At 60.9% G+C, this 19,823-nt stretch carries 32 protein-coding genes and 1 tRNA gene; 15 read left to right on the forward strand and 18 right to left on the reverse strand.

The annotated features are described in order from the left end of the window. Positions 1-26 precede the first annotated feature (26 nt). Complete coding sequence (locus RW095_RS26620; protein WP_128588413.1) at positions 27-452, reverse strand: hypothetical protein; 426 nt, start codon at positions 450-452, stop codon at positions 27-29. A 416-nt stretch (positions 453-868) separates the two neighbouring features. On the opposite strand from RW095_RS26620, the gene ssuD reads away from it, so the two are divergent. Genes ssuD through RW095_RS26640 form a run of 4 tightly spaced genes read left to right on the forward strand, consistent with a single transcriptional unit; the run spans position 869 to position 4,211 of the window. Beyond that, a complete protein-coding gene (gene ssuD, locus RW095_RS26625; RefSeq protein WP_317021813.1) occupies positions 869-2,029 on the forward strand; it encodes an FMNH2-dependent alkanesulfonate monooxygenase in 1,161 nt (386 codons plus the stop codon). 51 nt (positions 2,030-2,080) lie between these two features. Further along, positions 2,081-2,947, forward strand: a complete 867-nt coding sequence (gene ssuC / locus RW095_RS26630; RefSeq protein ID WP_317021814.1) for an aliphatic sulfonate ABC transporter permease SsuC — start codon at positions 2,081-2,083, stop codon at positions 2,945-2,947. Next, a complete protein-coding gene (locus RW095_RS26635; protein ID WP_317021815.1) occupies positions 2,944-3,948 on the forward strand; it encodes an ATP-binding cassette domain-containing protein in 1,005 nt (334 codons plus the stop codon). Before ssuC ends, RW095_RS26635 begins: the two co-directional genes overlap by 4 nt. A 47-nt stretch (positions 3,949-3,995) precedes the next feature. Further along, complete coding sequence (locus RW095_RS26640) at positions 3,996-4,211, forward strand: TOBE domain-containing protein (RefSeq protein WP_128588406.1); 216 nt, start codon at positions 3,996-3,998, stop codon at positions 4,209-4,211. Between the two features lie 8 nt (positions 4,212-4,219). Here the strand turns inward: RW095_RS26640 and RW095_RS26645 are convergent, their stop codons facing one another. Next, positions 4,220-4,561, reverse strand: coding sequence for a hypothetical protein (locus RW095_RS26645; RefSeq protein WP_317021816.1), 342 nt, complete (start codon positions 4,559-4,561; stop codon positions 4,220-4,222). Between the two features lie 176 nt (positions 4,562-4,737). Here RW095_RS26645 and RW095_RS26650 point away from each other — a divergent pair, with 176 nt between their 5' ends. Together RW095_RS26650 and RW095_RS26655 are read left to right on the forward strand one after the other, a co-directional pair. Then, a complete protein-coding gene (locus RW095_RS26650; RefSeq protein WP_128588666.1) occupies positions 4,738-4,935 on the forward strand; it encodes a hypothetical protein in 198 nt (65 codons plus the stop codon). Positions 4,936-5,086: 151 nt separating this feature from the next. Beyond that, the gene (locus tag RW095_RS26655) at positions 5,087-5,329 is read left to right on the forward strand and encodes a DUF6566 family protein (protein ID WP_317021817.1); all 243 of its coding nucleotides are present in this window, start codon (positions 5,087-5,089) and stop codon (positions 5,327-5,329) included. A 103-nt stretch (positions 5,330-5,432) separates the two neighbouring features. On the opposite strand, the gene RW095_RS26660 is transcribed toward RW095_RS26655, so the two are convergent. Beyond that, positions 5,433-5,705, reverse strand: a complete 273-nt coding sequence (locus RW095_RS26660; protein WP_317021818.1) for a hypothetical protein — start codon at positions 5,703-5,705, stop codon at positions 5,433-5,435. A gap of 324 nt (positions 5,706-6,029) precedes the next feature. Here RW095_RS26660 and dusA point away from each other — a divergent pair, with 324 nt between their 5' ends. Next, positions 6,030-7,031 (forward strand): tRNA dihydrouridine(20/20a) synthase DusA, encoded by a 1,002-nt coding sequence (dusA, locus tag RW095_RS26665; RefSeq protein WP_317021819.1) that lies wholly within the window; start codon positions 6,030-6,032, stop codon positions 7,029-7,031. A gap of 88 nt (positions 7,032-7,119) precedes the next feature. Further along, positions 7,120-7,195 (forward strand) — tRNA-His (locus RW095_RS26670). Between the two features lie 155 nt (positions 7,196-7,350). On the opposite strand, the gene RW095_RS26675 is transcribed toward RW095_RS26670, so the two are convergent. From RW095_RS26675 to RW095_RS26690, 4 genes are read right to left on the reverse strand one after another with little or no spacing between them, the layout of a single operon-like run. Next, the gene (locus tag RW095_RS26675) at positions 7,351-8,373 is read right to left on the reverse strand and encodes a tyrosine-type recombinase/integrase (RefSeq protein ID WP_317021820.1); all 1,023 of its coding nucleotides are present in this window, start codon (positions 8,371-8,373) and stop codon (positions 7,351-7,353) included. After that, the gene (locus RW095_RS26680; protein WP_317021821.1) at positions 8,370-8,576 is read right to left on the reverse strand and encodes a DUF4224 domain-containing protein; all 207 of its coding nucleotides are present in this window, start codon (positions 8,574-8,576) and stop codon (positions 8,370-8,372) included. Before RW095_RS26680 ends, RW095_RS26675 begins: the two co-directional genes overlap by 4 nt. Then, positions 8,560-8,940: a hypothetical protein gene (locus tag RW095_RS26685; RefSeq protein WP_317021822.1), complete on the reverse strand. Its 381-nt coding sequence runs from the start codon at positions 8,938-8,940 to the stop codon at positions 8,560-8,562. The genes RW095_RS26680 and RW095_RS26685 overlap by 17 nt, the downstream gene beginning before the upstream one ends. A 27-nt stretch (positions 8,941-8,967) precedes the next feature. After that, on the reverse strand, positions 8,968-9,228 hold the full coding sequence (locus RW095_RS26690; RefSeq protein WP_317021823.1) for a hypothetical protein: 261 nt from the start codon (positions 9,226-9,228) through the stop codon (positions 8,968-8,970). Positions 9,229-9,869: 641 nt separating this feature from the next. Between RW095_RS26690 and RW095_RS26695 the strand changes: the two genes are divergently transcribed. After that, positions 9,870-10,178: a hypothetical protein gene (locus tag RW095_RS26695; protein ID WP_317021824.1), complete on the forward strand. Its 309-nt coding sequence runs from the start codon at positions 9,870-9,872 to the stop codon at positions 10,176-10,178. Positions 10,179-10,233: 55 nt separating this feature from the next. Here RW095_RS26695 and RW095_RS26700 read toward each other — a convergent pair whose 3' ends face one another. Further along, on the reverse strand, positions 10,234-10,488 hold the full coding sequence (locus RW095_RS26700; protein WP_317021825.1) for a hypothetical protein: 255 nt from the start codon (positions 10,486-10,488) through the stop codon (positions 10,234-10,236). Between the two features lie 154 nt (positions 10,489-10,642). On the opposite strand from RW095_RS26700, the gene RW095_RS26705 reads away from it, so the two are divergent. Beyond that, positions 10,643-10,921, forward strand: a complete 279-nt coding sequence (locus tag RW095_RS26705; protein WP_317021826.1) for a hypothetical protein — start codon at positions 10,643-10,645, stop codon at positions 10,919-10,921. A 32-nt stretch (positions 10,922-10,953) separates the two neighbouring features. Here RW095_RS26705 and RW095_RS26710 read toward each other — a convergent pair whose 3' ends face one another. Together RW095_RS26710 and RW095_RS26715 are read right to left on the reverse strand one after the other, a co-directional pair. Then, the gene (locus tag RW095_RS26710) at positions 10,954-11,127 is read right to left on the reverse strand and encodes a hypothetical protein (protein WP_317021827.1); all 174 of its coding nucleotides are present in this window, start codon (positions 11,125-11,127) and stop codon (positions 10,954-10,956) included. Beyond that, a complete protein-coding gene (locus RW095_RS26715; RefSeq protein ID WP_317021828.1) occupies positions 11,128-11,844 on the reverse strand; it encodes a hypothetical protein in 717 nt (238 codons plus the stop codon). On the opposite strand from RW095_RS26715, the gene RW095_RS26720 reads away from it, so the two are divergent. Continuing rightward, a complete protein-coding gene (locus tag RW095_RS26720; protein ID WP_317021829.1) occupies positions 11,843-12,298 on the forward strand; it encodes a hypothetical protein in 456 nt (151 codons plus the stop codon). The genes RW095_RS26715 and RW095_RS26720 overlap by 2 nt on opposite strands. Positions 12,299-12,318: 20 nt before the next feature. On the opposite strand, the gene RW095_RS26725 is transcribed toward RW095_RS26720, so the two are convergent. From RW095_RS26725 to RW095_RS26765, 8 genes are all read right to left on the reverse strand, one after another. Next, positions 12,319-13,380 (reverse strand): phage Gp37/Gp68 family protein, encoded by a 1,062-nt coding sequence (locus tag RW095_RS26725; RefSeq protein WP_317021830.1) that lies wholly within the window; start codon positions 13,378-13,380, stop codon positions 12,319-12,321. A gap of 134 nt (positions 13,381-13,514) precedes the next feature. Next, positions 13,515-14,357, reverse strand: coding sequence for a YfdQ family protein (locus RW095_RS26730; protein ID WP_317021831.1), 843 nt, complete (start codon positions 14,355-14,357; stop codon positions 13,515-13,517). 45 nt (positions 14,358-14,402) lie between these two features. Further along, on the reverse strand, positions 14,403-14,732 hold the full coding sequence (locus RW095_RS26735) for a hypothetical protein (RefSeq protein WP_087754153.1): 330 nt from the start codon (positions 14,730-14,732) through the stop codon (positions 14,403-14,405). 31 nt (positions 14,733-14,763) lie between these two features. Next, positions 14,764-14,937 (reverse strand): hypothetical protein, encoded by a 174-nt coding sequence (locus RW095_RS26740; RefSeq protein WP_317021832.1) that lies wholly within the window; start codon positions 14,935-14,937, stop codon positions 14,764-14,766. A gap of 17 nt (positions 14,938-14,954) precedes the next feature. Beyond that, positions 14,955-15,083 (reverse strand): hypothetical protein, encoded by a 129-nt coding sequence (locus RW095_RS26745; RefSeq protein ID WP_317021833.1) that lies wholly within the window; start codon positions 15,081-15,083, stop codon positions 14,955-14,957. After that, positions 15,083-15,292: a hypothetical protein gene (locus RW095_RS26750; RefSeq protein WP_317021834.1), complete on the reverse strand. Its 210-nt coding sequence runs from the start codon at positions 15,290-15,292 to the stop codon at positions 15,083-15,085. Before RW095_RS26750 ends, RW095_RS26745 begins: the two co-directional genes overlap by 1 nt. A 167-nt stretch (positions 15,293-15,459) precedes the next feature. After that, entirely contained in the window at positions 15,460-16,482 is a 1,023-nt protein-coding gene (locus RW095_RS26755; protein WP_317021835.1) for a S24 family peptidase, read from the reverse strand. Between the two features lie 729 nt (positions 16,483-17,211). Next, positions 17,212-17,460, reverse strand: a complete 249-nt coding sequence (locus RW095_RS26765) for a hypothetical protein (protein WP_317021836.1) — start codon at positions 17,458-17,460, stop codon at positions 17,212-17,214. A gap of 46 nt (positions 17,461-17,506) precedes the next feature. On the opposite strand from RW095_RS26765, the gene RW095_RS26770 reads away from it, so the two are divergent. The 4 genes from RW095_RS26770 to RW095_RS26785 are packed head-to-tail and all read left to right on the forward strand — an operon-like array spanning position 17,507 to position 19,822. Then, a complete protein-coding gene (locus tag RW095_RS26770; RefSeq protein WP_317021837.1) occupies positions 17,507-17,947 on the forward strand; it encodes a phage regulatory CII family protein in 441 nt (146 codons plus the stop codon). A gap of 2 nt (positions 17,948-17,949) precedes the next feature. Further along, a complete protein-coding gene (locus tag RW095_RS26775; protein ID WP_317021838.1) occupies positions 17,950-18,228 on the forward strand; it encodes a hypothetical protein in 279 nt (92 codons plus the stop codon). After that, entirely contained in the window at positions 18,225-19,322 is a 1,098-nt protein-coding gene (locus RW095_RS26780; RefSeq protein ID WP_317021839.1) for a hypothetical protein, read from the forward strand. The genes RW095_RS26775 and RW095_RS26780 overlap by 4 nt, the downstream gene beginning before the upstream one ends. Then, the gene (locus tag RW095_RS26785; RefSeq protein ID WP_317021840.1) at positions 19,319-19,822 is read left to right on the forward strand and encodes a PDDEXK family nuclease; all 504 of its coding nucleotides are present in this window, start codon (positions 19,319-19,321) and stop codon (positions 19,820-19,822) included. The genes RW095_RS26780 and RW095_RS26785 overlap by 4 nt, the downstream gene beginning before the upstream one ends. Position 19,823 lies beyond the last annotated feature (1 nt).

Raw genomic sequence — 19,823 nt, forward strand, 5'->3', positions numbered from 1 at the left:
GCGAGGCCGCCGGGCGGTGGTGCCGCTCAATCCACCTCTTCGCTCGCCATGAAGGCGCGCATGAAGACGAGCGCGCCCCAGCCCCACATCGCGTTCGCGGCGAAGCCCATGGCGAGGCGCGGCAGCATGTTGCCGCTCGGCCAGATGCCGCGCAGCGGATCCACGACGAACACGCTTGCCGCCGTCAACACGATGCCGCCGAACACGAACGCGGGCAGCCACGGCGCGCGTCGCTCGGGAGCCACGCGCAAGAGCCACGCCATGAGTACGGCCCAGAACGCGCTCCAGATTGCGTTCGCAATGAACTCGGGCAGGCCGAGCGGTAGAAACGGGGCAGTCGAAAAACCGCTTTGATCGGTAACACCCGCTGCGTTCAGCAGCGCCAGCGTCGATTCATGAAAGAACAGAGAAGCCAGAAAACCGGCGACGAACGGCAGGATGAGTTTTTGCATGCATTGCACCGCCAGGGTACAGGCGCGTGGTTCGCGTTGCCCGCACCGGATTATTGGAAACGTGCGCCATTATAGCCAGCGGTGACGGCTTTTCCGGTTGTGCGAAGCGTCGCGTTCGTATGCTTTAGCGTCGGGCTAATCACGGAAGTGGAAAACCTAAGCTCAAAAAAATCGTTCAAAAGCCGCGCTCCGGTCCATAGACTCTTTCTCCATGCAGACGGCGCTTGCCGCCGTCGCCCTTAGCGTCGATAGCGCATCTTCCGTTCTTTCGCGATGCATCGCCCGGCTCATGCCCGATGACCGGGTGGATGCGCGCGGCCCGCGTCTGCGCCGGCGTTTGCTTTTGCCTTCGCGTTTGCCTGCGCGGCATGCACCGTCTTCATTCAATCCAGTTTTGAATTCGCAGGGAGCAGTAAATGAATGTGTTCTGGTTCATTCCGACTCATGGCGACAGCCGCTATCTCGGTACGTCGCAAGGCGCGCGTGCAGCGGATTACGACTACTTCCAGCAGATCGCCGTCGCCGCCGATACGCTCGGCTACGAGGGCGTGCTGCTGCCGACCGGCCGCTCATGCGAGGACGCATGGGTCGTCGCATCGAGCCTCATCGCCGCGACGAAGCGCCTGAAGTTTCTCGTCGCGATCCGGCCGGGCATTTCGTCGCCGGGCCTTGCGGCACGCATGGCGGCCACGTTCGACCGTCTGTCGAACGGGCGCCTGCTGATCAACGTGGTGACGGGGGGTGACGCGGCCGAGCTGGAGGGCGATGGTGTGTTCGTCGACCATGACACGCGCTACGAGATCACCGATGAGTTCCTGCACATCTGGCGCAAGCTGCTCACGGCCGCGCATACGAACGACGCGATCGACTTCGACGGCAAGCATCTGAAGTCGAAGGGCGGCAAGGCCTTGTATCCGCCGGTGCAGAAGCCGCATCCGCCGCTGTGGTTCGGCGGCTCGTCGCCGGCCGCGCATGACATGGCGGGCGAGCATATCGACACCTATCTGACCTGGGGCGAGCCGCCCGCCGCGGTTGCGAAGAAGATCGCCGATATTCGCGCCCGCGCCGCCGCGCACGGCCGCACGATCCGCTTCGGTATTCGCCTGCACGTGATCGTGCGCGAGACTGAAGAAGAAGCGTGGGCCGCCGCCGACAAGCTGATCAGCAAGCTGGACGACGAAACCATCTCGCGTGCGCAAGCGTCCTTTTCGAAGATGGATTCCGAAGGCCAGCGCCGCATGGCCGCGCTGCACGGCGGCAAACGAGGTGGGCGCGCCGAGCTCGAGGTCTATCCGAATCTGTGGGCCGGCGTGGGCCTCGTGCGAGGCGGCGCGGGCACTGCGCTCGTCGGCAACCCGGAGCAGGTGGCGGCGCGCATGAAGGAATACGCGGACCTCGGTATCGAGACGTTCATCCTGTCCGGCTATCCGCATCTCGAAGAGTCGTACCGCTTTGCCGAACTCGTGTTCCCGCTGCTGCCGAACCGGCAGAGCAAGACTTCGAACGGGCCGCTGTCGGGACCGTTCGGCGAGATCGTCGGCAACAACTATTTGCCGAAGGCGGCGAGCGCGAGCTGAGCGTCGCCCGCCTCGGTACGGCATCTTCGACATGCAATGAGGGAAATAACCATGGCTCAATCCACTGTGAGTGCGGATCGGGATGAGGGCGCGCGCGGCGGCGCGGGCTTCGGTTCCGTGCTGGCCTCCGCTTCCGGGTCGTTACGGCAAGTCGGTGCGTCGCTCGCGCCGTGGGTCGCACCGCTTCTTATTCTCCTCGCGTGGGAAACCGCCGCGCGCAGCGGCGTGCTGTCGACGCGCGTTCTGCCTGAACCGCTCGCCGTCGTGAAGGCCGCGTGGTCGCTGATCCAGTCGGGCGAGATGTGGGCGGACGTCAAGGTCAGCACGTGGCGCGCGGTGTCCGGGTTTGCGATTGGCGGCGGGATCGGTCTCGTGCTCGGTCTCGCGACGGGCCTCTTCAAGCCGGTCGAAATCGCACTCGATTCGACCGTGCAGATGATCCGCAATATCCCGGCGCTCGCGATGATCCCGCTCGTGATCCTGTGGTTCGGCATCGAGGAGCAGGCGAAGGTTTTTCTCGTCGCGCTGGGCGTGTTTTTCCCGGTCTACGTGAACACGTTCCACGGCATCCGTTCGGTCGATTCCAATCTCATCGAGATGGCGCGCAGCTACGGCGTGAAGGGTTTCGCACTTTACCGTCATGTGATTCTGCCCGGCGCCTTGCCGTCGATTCTTGTCGGCGTGCGCTTTGCGTTCGGGCTGATGTGGGTGACGCTGATCGTCGCGGAGACGATTTCGGCCCAGTCGGGCATCGGCTACATGACGATGAATGCGCGCGAATTTTTGCAGACCGATGTCGTCGTGGTCGGCATTCTGCTGTACGCGGCGCTCGGCAAAGTCGCCGACGTGCTGGCAAAAAGCCTGGAGCGCGTGTCGCTGCGATGGCATCCGGCCTATCAACGGGGAGGCAAGGCATGAGCGCAACGACATTTTCGGCGTCGTTCGGCGGCATCGCGGGCAGCGATCTGGAAGCGGAACTGGCGCAGGCGCGCATCGCCGATCGCGACGCCGACGTAGCCGCTGACTCCGAGTGTGGTGACACAGCGCATGGCTATGTGCGCGACGCAAATGCTGCTGGCGGAGCAAACGGTACACAGCGGGCAAACGGCGCGGCCGACTATTCGGTCCAGTTGCGCGGCGTCGGCAAGCAGTATGGCGAGCGCAAAGTGCTGACGGACTTCGACCTGTCGATCGAGCGCGGCAGTTTCGTCGCGATCGTCGGCCGTAGCGGTTGCGGGAAATCGACGTTGCTGCGCCTCGTCGCCGGTCTGGAGAAGAGCACGGCCGGCGTGCTCGAAAAGCGTGCCGAAGACGGCCGGCCGCTCGACACTCGCATCATGTTCCAGGACGCACGCCTGTTGCCGTGGAAAAGCGTGTTGCAGAACGTGATGCTGGGACTGCCCCGCAGCGCGCGGGAAGACGCCCGTGCGGTGCTGGCCGAAGTCGGCTTGCTGGAGCGCGCCAACGACTGGCCAGCGCAGCTTTCCGGCGGTCAGCGACAGCGTGTCGCGTTGGCGCGGGCGCTCGTGCATCGTCCGCAATTGCTGCTCCTCGACGAGCCCCTCGGCGCGCTCGATGCATTGACGCGCATCGAGATGCACTCGCTGATCGAGCGCCTGTGGCGCGAGCACAAGTTCACCGCCTTGCTCGTCACGCATGACGTACACGAGGCCGTCGCGTTAGGCGACCGCATCCTTTTGATCGAAGAAGGGCGCATCGCGCTGGATCAGCCGGTGCCGCTCGCGCGTCCGCGAGCGCGTGCGTCGGCGGGCTTCGCGGCGCTCGAAGAACATGTGCTGCAGCGCGTGCTGAAGAATGCGCCGAACGACGACGCGTTGTCCGGGCAGCCCGAAGACGCACGCGGCACACGTAGCCAGGGCCGCTTCCGGCGGCCTACAGACGTCCGCTGGGCTGTCTGACATTCCTTGACTGACTGTTTTCAATCGCTTCCCTGGAGCCACTCGCAATGAGCATTTCCGCAATCAACGTACGCAATCAGTTCAGAGGCAAGGTCAAGGAAATCATCCGTGGGCCGGTCGTGTCCGAAGTCGATGTCGACACGCCGTTCGGCATCGTGACCTCGGTGATCACCACGCGCTCGATCGACGAACTCGAACTGCAGGTCGGCTCGGAAGTCGTCGCGCTCGTCAAGTCGACGGAGGTCTCGATCGCGCGCCTGTAAGCGCCGCGCTATTTCGCGTTCGCGCCGCTCGCGGGCGGCTCGTGCATCATTTTGTCGTTGGTCGGCTTGCGCGGACGCTTGATCGGCATGTTGTCCGGATTGCTCGACCCTGTCGAGCCGGAGGCCGCCTCGGGCGGCTTCACCATCGACGACGAGGCGTCGCCCGGCGCCGCCGGCTGCTTTGCTTGCGCAGGCGAGTTCCTGGAAGCTGTTGATCCGGCTTGGGGCGCTTTGGCCGCTTGGGCTGATTGTGGCGCTTTGGCCGTTTCCGCCCAGGCCGCCGTTTCGCCCACGCACATCGCTGCCAGTGCGGCGACTGCGGTCAGAGCTGTCAGAGTGCTTCGCTTCATCTCCTTCTCCTTTGCGTGCTTCGCGGCCCGTCTGATTGCGTGAGGCTCCGGGGTAGACCCGGGTTCGCGGCGAAAATTCTCGCGCAAAGCCATTCGGTCATGACGATGCACCAACGCGACTGCATTCGCCCTCGAAACTTGCTAGGATGAATCTAGCCATTTCGGCGGAGGCAGCCATGTCGAAGTCATTGAGTCCCGAAGCAATCGAAGCGTTGCGCCGCTTGAATGAGGTCGGCGTGGGTCAGCCGCCGCCAAAATTCCCGCAGACCGTTACCGCCGAACTGCTCGCCTGCGGGCTCGTCACCGAGGCAAGCGGGGACGAAGTCGAAATCACTTGTAACGGCAGGCAGTACCTTTCAGGCGATTGCGATTGAGCACGAACGGCGGCGACTGCGCGGTGCCGCATCAGGGGATCAGGGCATGTAACGGCGTTTTCACGGCGCAGGATGCCGTGCGAACGCCAGCGCCGGCACGCTGGGGCGCTATGAATGTCCTCAGGAGCCCACGCGAGACGTGGAGGTGAACATGGAGCCTACGGGGCTCGACATGGGAGATTACCAGGAGCGCTATCAGGACTATGACATCGAAGTCGCGGTCGAACAGGTGCTCATTGGTGTCAAGGCGCATTTCCGGGTGCTGCGCGAGAACGCAGTCGTGGTCGACTGGCGGCTCGTGCACATCGAGAGCCTTTGGCCCACCGAGCACGCCGCGGCCGAAGCAGGCTTTCGCGCCGCGCGCGAAGTGATCGACGCAGGTCTCGCAGCTTAGGCACGTCTTAGGCACGTAAACGAAAGAGGGCGCCGGCATCGGAACCCGATGCTCGGCGCCCACCGTGCTTGCCGCCAGGGGCAGCAGGCTTGACGGCGAATGCTTAGTGGCCGAAGAAAACCGACTGTGGACCCGAAGCCGATTCACGCGTGCCCGAGCCCGATTGCGACGACACGTTGTTCACGCCGCCGTAAGCGTTCGATTCAGCGTTAGCCCGTTCAGCCGCGACAGTCTGCGCATTCTGACCTTGCTGCGAAGCCGGTGCGCCGACCGACGGACGATAGAAAGGTGCCGGGCCGTAGCCGCTCGCAAAAGCGGGTGCGGCGATCGAGGCGGAAACGGCAACGAGAAGGGCGGCGATAAATTTGGTCTTCATGGTGTACCTCCAATAATGTTCGACTTTCGAGATGGCGTTGCAGGAGCCGGGGCTGTGTTTGCAACGTCGATGCAGGCAGTGTATACCCCTACTATCGAAAATTTGTGCCGATAATTTGAAAGCACTATTCTCGCTGATGAAATAATCCGTCAGTCGCAGAGTGGGCGCGGGTGAGCGCCGGTCCGGCCCCGATCGCCAAGCGGTCGATACGGGTTAAAGACCTGATCGGGAAGGGGTTTTATGAGGCGATCGGCCGCGCGGCGGCCGGGCAATCGCCTGCATTGCGTTAAAATTGCGGTTTCGATTCAAGCCGTTTGGCCGCCCATGTCTTCAGCTAGCATTCCCAGTCCGCGCCGTGTCAGCGTCGCACCCATGATGGACTGGACCGATCGTCATTGCCGGTCGCTTCATCGCATCATCTCGCGTCATACGTGGCTCTACACGGAAATGGTGACGACCGGCGCACTGCTGCACGGGGATGTGCCGCGCCATCTCGCCTTCACGCCCGACGAAGCGCCCGTTGCGTTGCAACTCGGCGGCAGCGAGCCTGACGATCTCGCGCGCTCGGCGAAGCTTGGCGAGCAGTGGGGCTACGACGAAATCAATCTGAATTGCGGCTGCCCATCGGAGCGGGTGCAGCGCGGCGCGTTCGGCGCGTGTCTGATGAACGAGCCGCAACTGGTCGCCGACTGCGTGAAAGCGATGCGCGACGTCGTCTCCGTGCCGGTCACGGTCAAACATCGAGTCGGCGTGGATGCCATCGAGAACTACGGCTTCGTGCGCGACTTCGTCGGCACGATCGCGGACGCCGGCTGCAACGTCTTCATCGTTCATGCGCGCAACGCGATCCTCAAAGGCCTGAGCCCGAAAGAGAACCGCGAGATTCCGCCGCTCAAATACGACTACGCGTATCAACTGAAGCGCGACTTTCCGCAACTGGAGATCGTCATCAACGGTGGGATCAAGACGCTCGACGAAGTGCAGACACATCTCGCACACGTCGACGGCGTGATGCTCGGGCGGGAGGCGTACCACAATCCGTATCTGCTGGCCGACGTGGACGCGCTCTTCTACGGGTCGACGCAGGCGCCGCTCACGCGCGAGCAGGTGGAGGCGAAGCTGATCGAATATTGCGCAGCCGAGATGGCCCGCGGCACCTACCTCGGCGCGATCACTCGTCACGCACTCGGCCTCTATCGAGGCGAAGCGGGTGCGCGCGGCTGGCGCCGAGTGCTCTCAGATAGCAAGCGCCTCGCTGCGCGCGACCTCACTATCTTCAACGAGGCGAGACAACATCTGCGTGAGCCCGCCGAAATTTTTGAATAAAGGACTAGGCAAACGCCGAACGTGTTCGTATAATCTCGTTTCTTCGTTGACGAGCCAAGTTTCCGGCAAGTCAAAGCAGATATCAGTGGTGGCTGTAGCTCAGTTGGTAGAGTCCAGGATTGTGATTCCTGTTGTCGTGGGTTCGAGCCCCATCAGCCACCCCAAAGAATACTGAAGCGGTTCAAGCGTTTAGAAGACGGCACTGTGCAAAAACACAGTGCCGTTTTTGTTTGTGATTCCCGCGGAAATTCCCATTTTGGGAATCGACCGGCACCCCTCAGCCATACGCCAACGCACATAGTCCTGTGCATCCATCCAGTCACAGCGCGCGGCGCTTCACAATCTTCGAGCGGTCGTACACCCGTGCCGTCGTCGCCGGATTCGCATGCAAATCGGGCAGGGCACCGCGCGTCGCTTTGTGCTGCGTCACGTAATACGCGCGAAGATCGTGGAACGTGAACCGATGCGCGATGACCTTTTCATCGAGCGCCTGAAGCATCAGCTTTTGCCACATGGCCTTGAAGCCGGCCTGCGTGTACGTGTTGCCCGATCGGTTCGAAAACACGTAGAGGCAGTCGTCCTTTCGCGCTGCCGCAAGCCGGTCGATTAGCGCGGAAATGTGCGGCGTGATCTCGATCTGCTCGATTACCTCGCCACGCTTCTTGCCGCGCTGCTTCGCGCGCTTGACGCGGATGTGGCCGGCCGCGCGATCGATCTGCGGCCAGGCAAGGTCCAAGAATTCCACCTTCCGATTGCCGGCGGCGGCCGCGTATTCTGCCGCCATGCCGATCACCGCCCGCTGCTTTCCCTGTTCCTTGAGCCATTGCGCGAACGCGGCGAAATCCGCAGGTTCCGGCGCCTCCGTCCGCGGCTGTTCCTCATTGCGCTTTACCTCGCGGCAGGGGTTGTGCTTAGCCTCGCCGCGCTCGATCGCTAGGCCGATCAGGTTTGAGAGTAGGGCGGCCTCGCGGTTTGCGCGGACCGGCGCGTCTGCGCGCTCCTTGCGCAGGTATCGCGCGACGTCCGTTGCGTCGATGTCCGCGGCGCGCACGTCACCGAAAATCTCGAGCAACTTCAGCGAACACTGCGTGTAGTCGGCGCGCGTGTATTGCGAATAGCGTTTCCAGCCAGGCGTTTCCTGAAACTGCTCCCAAAGTCGGCGAATGGTGCCGAGGTCGTCGCCGGCGCCGGTCATGTCCAGCACCTTACGAATCGCCTCCACCCTATCGCCGCCCAGGTTGACTGGCTTGCCGCCGACGGGGTGATAGCGATAGGTGAATCCTGACTTCGTCGGCCGGGCCTCCATACGGGGCAGGAGGCCGTCGCGCACGGGCTTTCTCATGCTGCGTTCTTCCACTTGGGCGCTGTGCGGCGCGTCGCGGCGCCGGGCTCTCTGTTGACCTGCTCCCATGTGAGCAGCGGATGGCCGTCGACCTTGCGCGGCGCGTCGATGCCCAATGCCTTTTTGATCCAGCGCGTTTGCGCTGCGCCTTGCGTCAGGCCGCCAGTCAGTTCTACCAGTTCTGCGTTAGTTACGATGGCCATACACACCCCAGTGTTTGCGCGTGGTTTCAATCATTCGTTTTGCTGCTGCTTCGATCAAAGCTTCTTCCGCTAAAGTTTCTGGCGGGGCGGCCGTTATTGAAGTTCTCATCGCTTCTTGTTCCCATGCGGTGAGATCTCTCAGGATTGCTCTTGCCCCGCCCTCACTGAGGTTCGGGGCTTTTTTCGCCTTGGCATTGACCACATGGACCAAAACATCACCATCGCCCAAGCCAAAGCAATCTTCGAATCGGCGAGCGCTGCAGCCGAAGCGAGCGTTGTCGCGCAGTTCGGAGAGTTCGACATCTTCAAACCGAGGCACTGCTCCGCGTACGATGCAGCGCTGTTTGTCGTGCTCGAAGAGCATTTCGGCGACATGACCCTGCCTGAGCTTCTACGCATCGTCGGGTGATCCCGGTTTCCGTTCGATTTTCGAAGCGTCCCTGACGGCCTCGAAAGCTTCACGCTTCATGCTGACCACAAAGACAATGTTGTCCCATTGGCCGACGGCAATATCACGCATGGAAACGCAGTCGGTTCCGAACGAAACCTCGACATAGCCGCGGCGTTGCTTTGCGCCAGTGATCGATTCGTGCAAAAACTGCACACCGACGTTATCCACGCCGACTAGCTGAATGAGTTCATCGAGCTTCATTGTGGCTCTCCCGCTTCTACGGAATAGCCTATGCTAATTGCATAGGCCTGTTGCGTCCGAGAGGGAGGGCGACATGAAGCGGTGCCCTGCGTGCGAGACGTTGATCGGAAGGGCTTCGACCGCCCTCCCACACGAAAAACTCCATTGCTCTGGATCGGGTGTTTTTGGCTCGCCAAAAGCGCCGATAACGCGCTACGTGCTTTACCGATGCACCTCTTGCGGTTGCTGGATGAAGCAAAACACATCCCATGGATTGCCAGCCGGACTTTGGTGCGCATGCGAGTCGAGCGTTCCCGTACGGGAAGTCCCTGAGCCCAAGCCTCCCGACCAGGACTGGACGAAGGAGGTATTTGCCTCAGTGCTGGGGCGACCCCGGTAGTCCCGCACAGAAAGCGCTTGTTGCCATTCATGACCGATCTCCATTCTCTGTGGATACCCGCTTCATCAGTCGGCGGAGCGGCGGGTTGCTGGGCATCGATCAGGCGTTTAGCGCTTGGCGTTTCCGGTTGTGTGTTGCTCATAGCTTTCGACTCCTAATTTGTACGATGTTTGCTGGCGGGTAGCTCCCTGATGCTGTTCAGGGCACATGGGATGCGGCCGATTCATTGACTTGCGCGCTGTGTTCTTCAGGGAGAAAAGTCATGTCCACCCAGACGTATGCGCAGTACCGAGATTGCTACATCAAAGTTCATGTCACGCCGTCGAACTCCCACGCGTTCGGCGGTATTTGCCGGCGCTACCGCGTATCGTGGCAGGTCTCTTCGAAAGGTCATCCGGAGTGCGACTTGGTAAGTTTTCCACAGCAAATGGATTTTCTTGCGGAGGAGCAGGCCTTCCGGTACGGGGAGAAGCGGGCGCACACGTTCATCGATTCGATGCTCTCGACTCCATCGAACCGGCGGATGGCGGGCGATATTTCCACGAGTCCGGATAAGGCGCCCGCCGGCTGACCGCAGTGCGGGTCGATCTCGTTGTAGTAAGCGGGCATGCCGGCAACGTAGTGGGTCAGGACGGCTTGCGAATCATCACGTGGGGTGAGCCGCTCTCGACGTCTGCGAGCGCCGATTCGAGCCAACCCTTCACCCACTCATCGCCGACAATGCCGCGCAACAACTGATAGCTGACGAGCAAACCTGCCGCGAGGTAATCAATCTTTTCCGCCCCGGTCTTTGTGGCAATACCGTCGCGCTGAAAGCTCGCCAGAATCATGTCCACTTGCTCACGCTCTTGGGCGCGCTCTTTGTCCTGTGCTGTGCTCATACTCGCCTCAATAGAAGGGTTTCAGGTTTAACTGTGTCGCAAACAACTGGTGAATAGCCGCAGTGCGGGTATTCGAAGAAACCACCGACGCTGGTTCGAGACAGCGCGTATAGTGGTTTGGCATGCCGCTCCTGGTGTGTAATAGGGAGCTACCATGGAAGTAGATAATCAGTCTTGCCTGCCTTATCGCGGGTACACCATCGACGTCCGCGTCGCCGCTAACAAGGCGCCGTCGCTTGACGGCTCACAGGTTCGGTACGCTGTCTCTTGGTCAATCCTTTCGGCCGATCCACTCGCTACACCCGTGCTGAGCCTGCCCGAGCAGCTCAATTTCCTCACGCCCGACGCTGCATTCGCATACGGAGAGCGGCAGGCAAAGAGGTTCATCGACGGGTGCGTTGAACATCCAACTGAGGTTTCGGCACCTGCTTGAAGTAAACGGCTTTTGGTCGTTGCACTCATGCATCACTCCCTGACGTTGCGGCGCGCATCCGCGTCGCGCTGTCGCCGCTCGAGCGGCCGGTGGAAATCGTGGGTGCCGGTATCGACCGGCCAGATACGCGAATAGATCAGCGCTGCGGCAATGCCGAGTACTACGGCGGCCACGAGAGCAGCGATGAACCATTCGAGGCCGTTCATTTAGGCCACCCGCTTGAACTCGACGACCCAAACCCACGGGTTGGCATCCCACGATTCCGGCCTGTTGATGCTTCTCCATAGACTGTTGAAGCTGTCGAGCGCGGTATCTCGATAGGCGCGCTCGTGGTTCATGTAGCCGCGCCAGCACTGCTTTTCTTCGAAGGTCGGCCATATTGGACCGTGCTTGACTGGCTCGACACCTTCAGCTTTCGCGCTCGCTTCGTCGATCTGTTGAAGACGCTCAACGCGGACCGAGACAATTTCCAGCGCTATACGGGACGCCCAACGAGGCATATGGATTGCCGGAACAACAGCGCCTTTCTGGCCGCGATATGCGTTGAGTACAATCCAGCGCTCTGCGGCGTCTTGAGTGTCCGCGATGGGCATGAAACCCTTGTCCGCGAGGTAGCGCACACCGTCGAGCCCGTCGCGAAGCTCCTCTGCGGCGCAGGTTTCGCGCACCCACAGACGATCCCCCGGCTGCCCGTGTGGGCAGAGCAGGGCATCCCCGGTGCGGGTGTGCCAAATTCCACCCTGCAGCGGTACCGTCGCGCCGGCCGCGGTCTTGCCACCGTTCTCGCCACCCACAGTAGTGGGTTCCCATTGGCCGAGCGGGTTGTTGTGCGGCAGCTTTACTATTCGCCGCGTCTGCGTCTTGCGACCGTCGAGCAGCGCACGTACCATCGCGCCAGAAAACAACATCGGGAGTTCACGCATGTCTTGGCACCATGGGGATTGGTTGTCGCTCGCGCAAGCTGCCGTTTCGGCTGTCGCGATTCTTGGAGCTTTCGGTGTCGTCTTGTTCCAAAATTGGGCGCAAACAAGACAGGCGCATCGGCTCGCGATAACTTTCGCGAAGAGGGCGTATCAAACAGCCAATGAGTTCGTGTTCGCCCTCGAGATCCATTACGATTCCCCGAGCCTGTTGAACGCTATAGACGTCCTTATCGACAGACGGACCTCCTTCGATCGGCTGCTCCTGCTGCCGTTGGACGTCCACACAATCAGCCAAATTGAATTGGTGCGGTCGTCCATCACGAAATTGATTTCTGTTTGCCGGCGAGCAGAATCGGAGCTCGGGTCGGAACACGAGGACCCGGCACGACCTGCCAAGTCTGCGAAGATGGTCTGTCTGGAGATGAAACAGGCGATCGATGCGATGCAAACGTAACAGGTCATAGGCAACCAGGCTCATCGCGCCTCCGGGAATTCGTCGTGCGTACGGCCGTCGAGATGACGTCCTGCCAGCTTCTTGCCAATCCGATATAGCGTCGGCTCGTCGTCGGTATGCAACCCCTCGTGAGCGCGCGGCGTTATCGTGCTGAAGGTCCACTTGCCTGCGAACCAGTCAGCGGTGCGCTCGGTGCGGGTCGGCGTGCCGCCACAGTTCTCGCCGGGTGCCCATTCGCCCCGCTGCTTGAACAGGAAGGGCACTCCGGCCGCTTCGCACTGGTCGCGGATGTCGCGGGCCCAGACCGGATGCATCGGCCGGGCGCCGGGTCCGCTCTCGCCACCGACGATCACCCAGTCAATTCGTCCGGGCATGTCACTGTGATTGGTGAATCCGCCGCGCGCTTCGCCGAGGCCAGCGGACTGCCCGCACGCCAACACACCCGCCTTGTTCCAGTAGCCTCCGCGTAATACGTCGACGCGATGCCCAGGTATCGACGGCCATGCGACGCTTTCCAGATCGACTGGCCCCAGCAGAGGCTCCATCGAGAGAAACCGCACGCGCGCCGGTATCGCGAGCAGCTTCGGAACGTCGCGGTCTGCCTCTTCCTGATTGACGATCGTCGCGCCGAGCCAGACGTTTTCCCACGGCCACACCGGACCAAGGGCATCCGCGTCGCGTGCATCCTCAATCATTTGACGTGCATTGCCGATTCGCTTCGTCAGCAATAGCCAGTCGAGATTCGGTGTGCTGCGAATCAGGCGGAAAAGATCCGCGCGCCACGAAGGATCAACAGCGTTGTCGAACACGTCCGCGAGCGATGCGCAGAACACGCGCTGACGGCGGCCGTGCGCGGCGAAGAACTCAGCATGCGCGGCATTCCACGCAAGCGGCTTACGCCAGTTCGCGGCCGACGTGCGGCGCCGCGGTGCCCCCGGACCCCAGTTGACCGCCACGCCACCGCCGAAGCGGGCGTTGCGCGTCTCGGCGTAGCAGTGATCGCAGCCGGGTCCGACCTTCTGGCAGCCTTCCCACGGATTGAACGTGTGGTCGGTCCATTCGATCTTGCTGTTTTCGCTCATTGCCTGAATCTCAAAAAGAGTGGGCCGCTACAGCACCCACGAAGCCGCAGCTGGGGGCCGCAGGACCGTTGCTCAAATATCCGCCGGACGAATATTTGACGTTTATTCGTCCGGCAGATAAGTTTTTCGGGGCGTTACTCGGGCGAGCCGAGCAGGATCTTCGTAGCGGTCTGATCTTCGATCTGCGACCAGATCGCGCGGAACGCCGCCTCGAGCACCTTGTGTGGACGCACGAGCTCGTACCAAATCTTCAGCGTGCCGTTCTGCACTCGGTACTTGATGCGCGCGTCGACCGAGTAGGGCGCGCCGTTCTCGAACACCGGGATCGACAGCGTGATCTGCGACGGCATGGCGATCTTGTTGCCGGTGGCGTTGACGTCTTCCTTCCACACGAAGTTGGTGCTGCCGTCCTGCAGGCGAGTCGCCGAGACGAAGTTGCCTTCCTTGCTGGCTTCAAAGTTGAGCGCGACGCTGAGCATGGTCGAGCCGTCCGGCGACACGATGTCGGGGAGGTTGTCTTCGATCAGTTCGGCCAGTTCAAGCTGCGTCATCGGCTGGCGATCTTTGCCGGTCCACGTCTTCCACTCGCGCGAGGCCGGCACGGCGAATTCCACTCGGTACGCGCGCCAGTTGGCGCCCTTGGCCGAATGGTCGCCCGACAGCGCATCGTCGTAGGCGAGGTGGTCATCGATCACGCCGAGGATCTTCGCGGGGTCGAGAGATGCATAGATCAGGCTTTCGGTGCGTTTCTGACGATTGAAGTACGTGATGAAGCTGTTCGCGTCGCGAAGCTTCACGACGCCGGTGGCGCGGGCCGGGCTCTCGTCGCGTTCAAAGAGGTGCTCGACCTTATAGCCTTCCGGCACGACGACGAACGGCACGCCGTCGTTGAGGGGGCTCTTTTGAGGACCAGCCAGCGAAGTGCCGGCGGCGAGGATAGCGGCTGCGTTGTGCACGTTTTCGTTATCGAAGGGCATTTTTGTTCCGTGTGAAGTGAGAGGGTGAAAGAGCTGCGCGGCGGGTTAGCCGTGCGAGACGGAGCGTGAATCCGCGAGCGAGATGCCCGGCAACTCGGTCTGCCGCTCGCTGTGGCGCGACAGGTTGTTCTCGACGGTCGGGAAGAACACTTCGGCCGACTCTTTTTCCTTCGGCAGCGTGGCGACCACTTTGCCGGTCACCTCAAGCGCGTCCTGCACCTTGGCGAACGGCTTCACCTCGACGGTGATCGTGATCTTTCCGGCCTTGCCGGTGTCACGAACCATCGCGACGAGCGTGTTCAGTTCGTTGGTGGCTTCCTCGACGACGGCGCCACCGCGCAGTTCCATCAAGGTCTGTGTGAATGCCTTCTTCATTGGTTGACTCCGTTTTGTGAAGGACTGCGGGTTATTCCCAGCTACGCGGGTAGTGCGCGTCGCATTCGTGCTCGTCGTTGCCCGGCAAGCCGCGATCAAACTGAGCGTCGTATTTCGCGCCGCGCCAGTTAATGCGGAACGTCACAAACGCGACCATCGCCAGAACAACTAGTACTGCTAACCACATTTGGAGGATCGTTTCCACGGTGAGCCTTTACGGGATTAGACGCTACGCATTGAGACGCGCACATTCATGCTTTCGGCGTCGTCCCACTTTTGAGCGATGCCGAGCACCAGCACGATCGCGGCGAATGCGAACACCATGCGGGCGAGGAATTTGAGGTCGCGCATTACCAGGCACCCAGCAAGCGGCAGATGCCTTCGACGATGAACGGCGAGGCGGCGAGGATCGCGAAGCAGAGCAGGGGACGTTTCGTCGTGCGGCGAGCGTACTGCTCGAGCTCGGCATCGGTCATGCCGCCGTCGGCGAAGTATTCGATTTCGTTTTTGGCGCGCGTCTGCTCGGTAAAACGCGGCGCCGGTGCGTGCAGTGTTGCCATCTCAAGGTCTCCCGTTAGGTCGGTGAGTGCATGAGACGTAGATTACCGGACGGTAATATAGGATGTCAATACCGTTTGGTAATGTTTTTTTTGCGCGGCGCGAATCGAGCGTTGTTTGGATACAAAAAAACCCGCAAGTGCGGGTTATCGGCAGCCATGGAGAACGGCTATATCGATTCTGGGACGTCTGGGACCCACGAGTCCGCGTCGACGATAGCGCGGATGAAGTGCATTTTCTCTATCTCTTCTTCACCGAACGAGATAGGGGGATGCGCCTTGTTTATGGAGATCAGATAGGTGCGCCCAGCAGCTTGGTAAAGGAATTTCTTGACCATGACCCGGCCGTCCTTCGACCTTAACATCACGTTCTTTCCCGGCTTCACCGGAGTGTTCGGCTCGACGATGACGAACTCGCCGGCTTCGATGCGCGGGCTCATGGAGTCGCCTTCGCACTGGAGCGCGTAGGCGTTCTTGTCTCGGGACGGGAAATCCACGTATCCGTGCCCGTGCCCGACAGGATATTCCAGATCTGACCAGTGCCCGTTGTCACCGAGTTGAGCCATGCCTACCACCGGGATTAACTTGTTGCCGACAACGTCTTTTGGCCGGAACTCATCGTTGTAGCGGACGGCGACGCCCGGATCTCCCTTGCCCTTAAGCAGCCACACCGAATTGACGCCGTACGTGTTCTGGAGCGAAACAGCCTGCATTAAGGAGAGTTCCGGCCCTTCTCCAGCCAGCCATTGCGAGGCGATGTCGGCTCCAACTTTTGCCACGCCAGCCAAAGTTTCAGCTGAGACCCCGATAGGTGCCAGTGCTGCTTTGAGCCGCTGATTCGGCGTCAATGAAGACGCGTCAATCGTACCTGTTGCGTCAGCGCTCGAAGGCTGGATGACAGGCGCTTTCTCGTCGCTTTTCGCCGAATCGATTTCGTGCTGATAGAAGGGGCTGCCTACGTCCGCTTCGAGCGAATTAGCGAGCAAGCCGGCCTGCTGCTCGATTTTGCGAGCCTTGACCGCGCCGAATGATTTTTTCGGAGGGATGCTTGAGAGGGCTGACACTTCGCCCTGGTTGCCGTCGATCAGACTAATGAAGTCGGCTTGCCGCTCGAACCGCGTACGGATGAGTTCGTCCAGGCGCGCCGCGCGACGCGTCGCTGCCTCTTTCCGCAGTTGGTCAGTTTCCGTCATGCAGCAATTTTCCATGCCTATTACCAAAAGGTAAATCACCAAAAGGTGTTGACTTGCTATTACCGTTCGGTAATATAACGGTATGGACAAGCTACGCACCTTCCTCAACTCGATGACTCCCGACCAGCAGGAGGAGTTTGCCCGTCTGTGCGGTACGACGATCGGCTACCTACGCAAGGCAATTAGCGCCGGTCAGCAGCTCGGCGAATCGCTTTGCATCAACATCGATCGGGAGTCGGCAGGTCGCGTCCGATGCGAGGACTTGGCGCCTAGCGTGGACTGGGCGTACCTGCGTAGCACTCCGATTAGAGAGGCTGCTTGATATGTCTAATCGACGCGGAACCCAATGGCTTGCGGGTCATCTTGAGTCCCTAGCTCGAAGATTGCGAGAACGCTGTGATGAGGGACCAGTAGTACTCGACGCGAGCGATCTTCCTTTCTTAGGACCGTGGCCCGTAGATAAGGATGCCCGGTGGTATCGAGATCGATGCATCGAAGCACGGGATGCAACCCGTCTCCGGACCTGAATTGAGTGTCGGAGAGCCCCGCCAAAAGTTGCCCAGTACTGGATGTGGAATCCAGCACGACGATGAAATTGAAAACTTGTTCTTGAGATGTCGTCATGGGTATCCCCGTAGAACTTGGTTGTGTGAGAACTCCAAATTCTACAGGCGAGAGCCGGGGTACCCGCCCCATTGCGCAGCACGCTGGAGATAGAAGGCATGGCGCTTACGGCAGCCGAACAGAAGCAGATTCGAGATGCGCAGGCGCAAGCAGCGGCAAACGGCGCATCGCCGGCTCGCCTGACTGAAATTCGAGTTTCGTTGACGGCCGAATATCTGGCGCTGAAAGAGGTTGTAAAGCAGCAATCAGCAGTAGCGAAGTAACTGCCGCGCGTCCATCGGGCGCGGCGGCAGCAAAAGATTCCCGTAGCGTTTTCATTTTTCTTTTCCTGATTTTCTTCTTGTTGAGTTGCACTTTAGCTGTCCTAAGCGCAACAAAACACGTTTGTGTGGAGCAGCAATTGAACATCCTCGACACCCTTCATGCCGTAGCGCATGCCTACAAAGGCGGATGCGAGTCGCTCGCGCCCCGGGTGGGCATGTCGGCGGCCGTGCTCCGCAGCAAGGTCAACCCGAACACCGAGACGCACAAGGCAACGCTGATGGATGCCGTTCACATCACGGCGATGGCTGACGACGACCGCGTACTGGAAGCGTGGGCCACTGAGCGCGGCTACGCCTTGGTGAAGATCCCTAATGTCGACGCTTGCACCGACGCCGCGATCGTCGAACTGATGGGCGAGGCGTGGGCCACGCACGGCGAAGTCGGAAAGGAAATCTGCAAAACGCTGGAAGACGGCCGGGTGGAAGAAAAAGAGGTTGACCGCGTTGAGGCTCGCATCTTTAAGCACGCGCAAGTCCTGTTCAACATCGCTGCGCGCCTGCGCGGTATGGCGGAGTAACCATGCGCACCACGCACACCCAACTGGCCGGCTACGACTCTGTCACCGGCGCCAAGCGCTGCACGCAGAAGCAGATGATTCTCGACTTGTTCTACAGCCAGCACCTGACCCTGACGCGGCAGGAGATCGCTGACCGCACGAACTTGCGGCTGTCGAGCGTCTGTGGGCGCGTGCGTGATCTGCTCGACGACGAAGCGCTGAAGGTGCGCGGCACGCAAAAGTGCGTGGCGACCGGCGTGCTGAACGAGACCGTGGGCCTGCCGGTCAAGGACGCCGCGTGAAGCTGACAGACTTGCTCCGCGAGATCGGGCGTCCGATCGCGTATCACCCTGGCCTGGCGCCTAAGCTCGGCGGCGTGAACGCGGCCGTTCTGTTCGGTCAGCTGTTCTATTGGCAGGCGCGCACACAGAACCCTCTTGGCGTCTTCAAGACGGCCGATGAGTTGGAGGAAGAGACTGGGCTTTCATACGAAGAGCAGCGCACCGCGCGCAAGGCATTGCGCACGCGCGGTGTTCTGGTCGAAACCAACAAGCGACTCGAACACAAACTGTTTTTTCGCATCGATGAAGATGCTCTCGAAGCGTTGCTGTGTGGCGATGCGCCGAAACAGGTTAAGTCCACTTCCCGGAATGGGGAAAGTCCATTTCGGGAAACAGGAAAACCCAAGTCCGCCGATGAGCAAAAACCCTGTCCGCCGACAGTTGAAAACCTCGACCGCGGGGATGGAAAAGACCAAGTCGTTATTCAGACAAAGACTACTGCAGAGACTACTTCAGAGATTACAGCAGCAGCAACGCACGCGAAGCCGCCTGTGGATAACTTTGCCGCTGCTGCTGCCAGTGATTCGAAAAGCGAAAACAACCCCGAACGCGTACTCACTGATCTCCTGATCGCAATGGAAGCCGAACGCGGCAAGAGCCTGACCATTGATCGAACCAAGGATCGCGTCCACGTCCTCACGTGGGTCGGGAAGGGTGTGAATGCAGACCAGCTTCGTGAAGCGCACCGCCGCGCTGTTGCGCGCCGCAACGATGACAGCGACGAGCGCCCGACGTATGCAGGCTTCGTTGCTCCTTTCGTTGCCGAGGTCATGACGCCGACGGCCGCGCCCGCGACGGTAACCGCTCCGGTAGGGGAATGGTTCAAGTCGCCTGAAGGCGTCGATGCGAAGGGCAAAGAACTCGGTCGGCGTGACCGCAAAGCAGACGAAGACTGGCGGTACTACCGGGTAATCGTTGCTCGCGCCGCAAAAGACACGAAGGCCATAGAACACGTACTCACCGATGCGCAGCGGTTCAATTCCGTCGATCTGTACCAATTCGCTCGCCGCACATTTGGCGACGCGCTAATGCCTGTGGACGACTACGCGTCATGAACAAGAACGCACTCCGCTACCCGGAAAGCGCGATCGCTGGCGGTCGCTTCGGCACAGCCCGTATTCACGGCGAGGTAGCTAGTGCCGCGGCACGCCTCGAGTCGACGGCGCCGACCGCGCTAGACGCGCCCATTGCGCAACTACTTGGCCGCGCGCAGACATCGGTGCAACGCATGCAGGCGCTAGGCCGCAAGCCGCGCGGAGAGATGAACAAGACTGAACGTGCGTACAGCCAGCTGCTGGCCGCGCGCAAGCACATCGGCGAGATTGATGACTTTGCGTTCGAGTCTGTGAAGTTGCGGCTTGCTGGCGCGACGCTGTGTTTCTACACGCCGGACTTTTGCGTGTGGGCGGGCGGTCGCGTCCAGTTTCATGAGGTCAAGGGTTTTTGGACCGACGACGCGCGCGTGAAGATCAAGGTCGCGGCCGCGTCTGTTCCGTGGGCACGCTTTATCGCAGTGCGTCTCGTGAAAGGTGAGTGGATAAGGGAGGATTTCTGAT

It is taken from the genome of Paraburkholderia kirstenboschensis, assembly GCF_032806925.1.
Taxonomy (GTDB): domain Bacteria; phylum Pseudomonadota; class Gammaproteobacteria; order Burkholderiales; family Burkholderiaceae; genus Paraburkholderia; species Paraburkholderia kirstenboschensis.

Bases quoted from the DNA above. Each gene is read 5' to 3' on its own strand.
- RW095_RS26620 (WP_128588413.1), bottom strand. From the start codon at position 452: ATGCAAAAACTCATCCTGCCGTTCGTCGCCGGTTTTCTGGCTTCTCTG.
- ssuD (WP_317021813.1), top strand. From the start codon at position 869: ATGAATGTGTTCTGGTTCATTCCGACTCATGGCGACAGCCGCTATCTC.
- ssuC (WP_317021814.1), top strand. From the start codon at position 2,081: ATGGCTCAATCCACTGTGAGTGCGGATCGGGATGAGGGCGCGCGCGGC.
- RW095_RS26635 (WP_317021815.1), top strand. From the start codon at position 2,944: ATGAGCGCAACGACATTTTCGGCGTCGTTCGGCGGCATCGCGGGCAGC.
- RW095_RS26640 (WP_128588406.1), top strand. From the start codon at position 3,996: ATGAGCATTTCCGCAATCAACGTACGCAATCAGTTCAGAGGCAAGGTC.
- RW095_RS26645 (WP_317021816.1), bottom strand. From the start codon at position 4,561: ATGAAGCGAAGCACTCTGACAGCTCTGACCGCAGTCGCCGCACTGGCA.
- RW095_RS26650 (WP_128588666.1), top strand. From the start codon at position 4,738: ATGTCGAAGTCATTGAGTCCCGAAGCAATCGAAGCGTTGCGCCGCTTG.
- RW095_RS26655 (WP_317021817.1), top strand. From the start codon at position 5,087: ATGGAGCCTACGGGGCTCGACATGGGAGATTACCAGGAGCGCTATCAG.
- RW095_RS26660 (WP_317021818.1), bottom strand. From the start codon at position 5,705: ATGAAGACCAAATTTATCGCCGCCCTTCTCGTTGCCGTTTCCGCCTCG.
- dusA (WP_317021819.1), top strand. From the start codon at position 6,030: ATGTCTTCAGCTAGCATTCCCAGTCCGCGCCGTGTCAGCGTCGCACCC.
- RW095_RS26675 (WP_317021820.1), bottom strand. From the start codon at position 8,373: ATGAGAAAGCCCGTGCGCGACGGCCTCCTGCCCCGTATGGAGGCCCGG.
- RW095_RS26680 (WP_317021821.1), bottom strand. From the start codon at position 8,576: ATGGCCATCGTAACTAACGCAGAACTGGTAGAACTGACTGGCGGCCTG.
- RW095_RS26685 (WP_317021822.1), bottom strand. From the start codon at position 8,940: ATGCTCTTCGAGCACGACAAACAGCGCTGCATCGTACGCGGAGCAGTG.
- RW095_RS26690 (WP_317021823.1), bottom strand. From the start codon at position 9,228: ATGAAGCTCGATGAACTCATTCAGCTAGTCGGCGTGGATAACGTCGGT.
- RW095_RS26695 (WP_317021824.1), top strand. From the start codon at position 9,870: ATGTCCACCCAGACGTATGCGCAGTACCGAGATTGCTACATCAAAGTT.
- RW095_RS26700 (WP_317021825.1), bottom strand. From the start codon at position 10,488: ATGAGCACAGCACAGGACAAAGAGCGCGCCCAAGAGCGTGAGCAAGTG.
- RW095_RS26705 (WP_317021826.1), top strand. From the start codon at position 10,643: ATGGAAGTAGATAATCAGTCTTGCCTGCCTTATCGCGGGTACACCATC.
- RW095_RS26710 (WP_317021827.1), bottom strand. From the start codon at position 11,127: ATGAACGGCCTCGAATGGTTCATCGCTGCTCTCGTGGCCGCCGTAGTA.
- RW095_RS26720 (WP_317021829.1), top strand. From the start codon at position 11,843: ATGTCTTGGCACCATGGGGATTGGTTGTCGCTCGCGCAAGCTGCCGTT.
- RW095_RS26715 (WP_317021828.1), bottom strand. From the start codon at position 11,844: ATGCGTGAACTCCCGATGTTGTTTTCTGGCGCGATGGTACGTGCGCTG.
- RW095_RS26725 (WP_317021830.1), bottom strand. From the start codon at position 13,380: ATGAGCGAAAACAGCAAGATCGAATGGACCGACCACACGTTCAATCCG.
- RW095_RS26730 (WP_317021831.1), bottom strand. From the start codon at position 14,357: ATGCCCTTCGATAACGAAAACGTGCACAACGCAGCCGCTATCCTCGCC.
- RW095_RS26735 (WP_087754153.1), bottom strand. From the start codon at position 14,732: ATGAAGAAGGCATTCACACAGACCTTGATGGAACTGCGCGGTGGCGCC.
- RW095_RS26745 (WP_317021833.1), bottom strand. From the start codon at position 15,083: ATGCGCGACCTCAAATTCCTCGCCCGCATGGTGTTCGCATTCGCCGCG.
- RW095_RS26750 (WP_317021834.1), bottom strand. From the start codon at position 15,292: ATGGCAACACTGCACGCACCGGCGCCGCGTTTTACCGAGCAGACGCGC.
- RW095_RS26755 (WP_317021835.1), bottom strand. From the start codon at position 16,482: ATGACGGAAACTGACCAACTGCGGAAAGAGGCAGCGACGCGTCGCGCG.
- RW095_RS26775 (WP_317021838.1), top strand. From the start codon at position 17,950: ATGCGCACCACGCACACCCAACTGGCCGGCTACGACTCTGTCACCGGC.
- RW095_RS26785 (WP_317021840.1), top strand. From the start codon at position 19,319: ATGAACAAGAACGCACTCCGCTACCCGGAAAGCGCGATCGCTGGCGGT.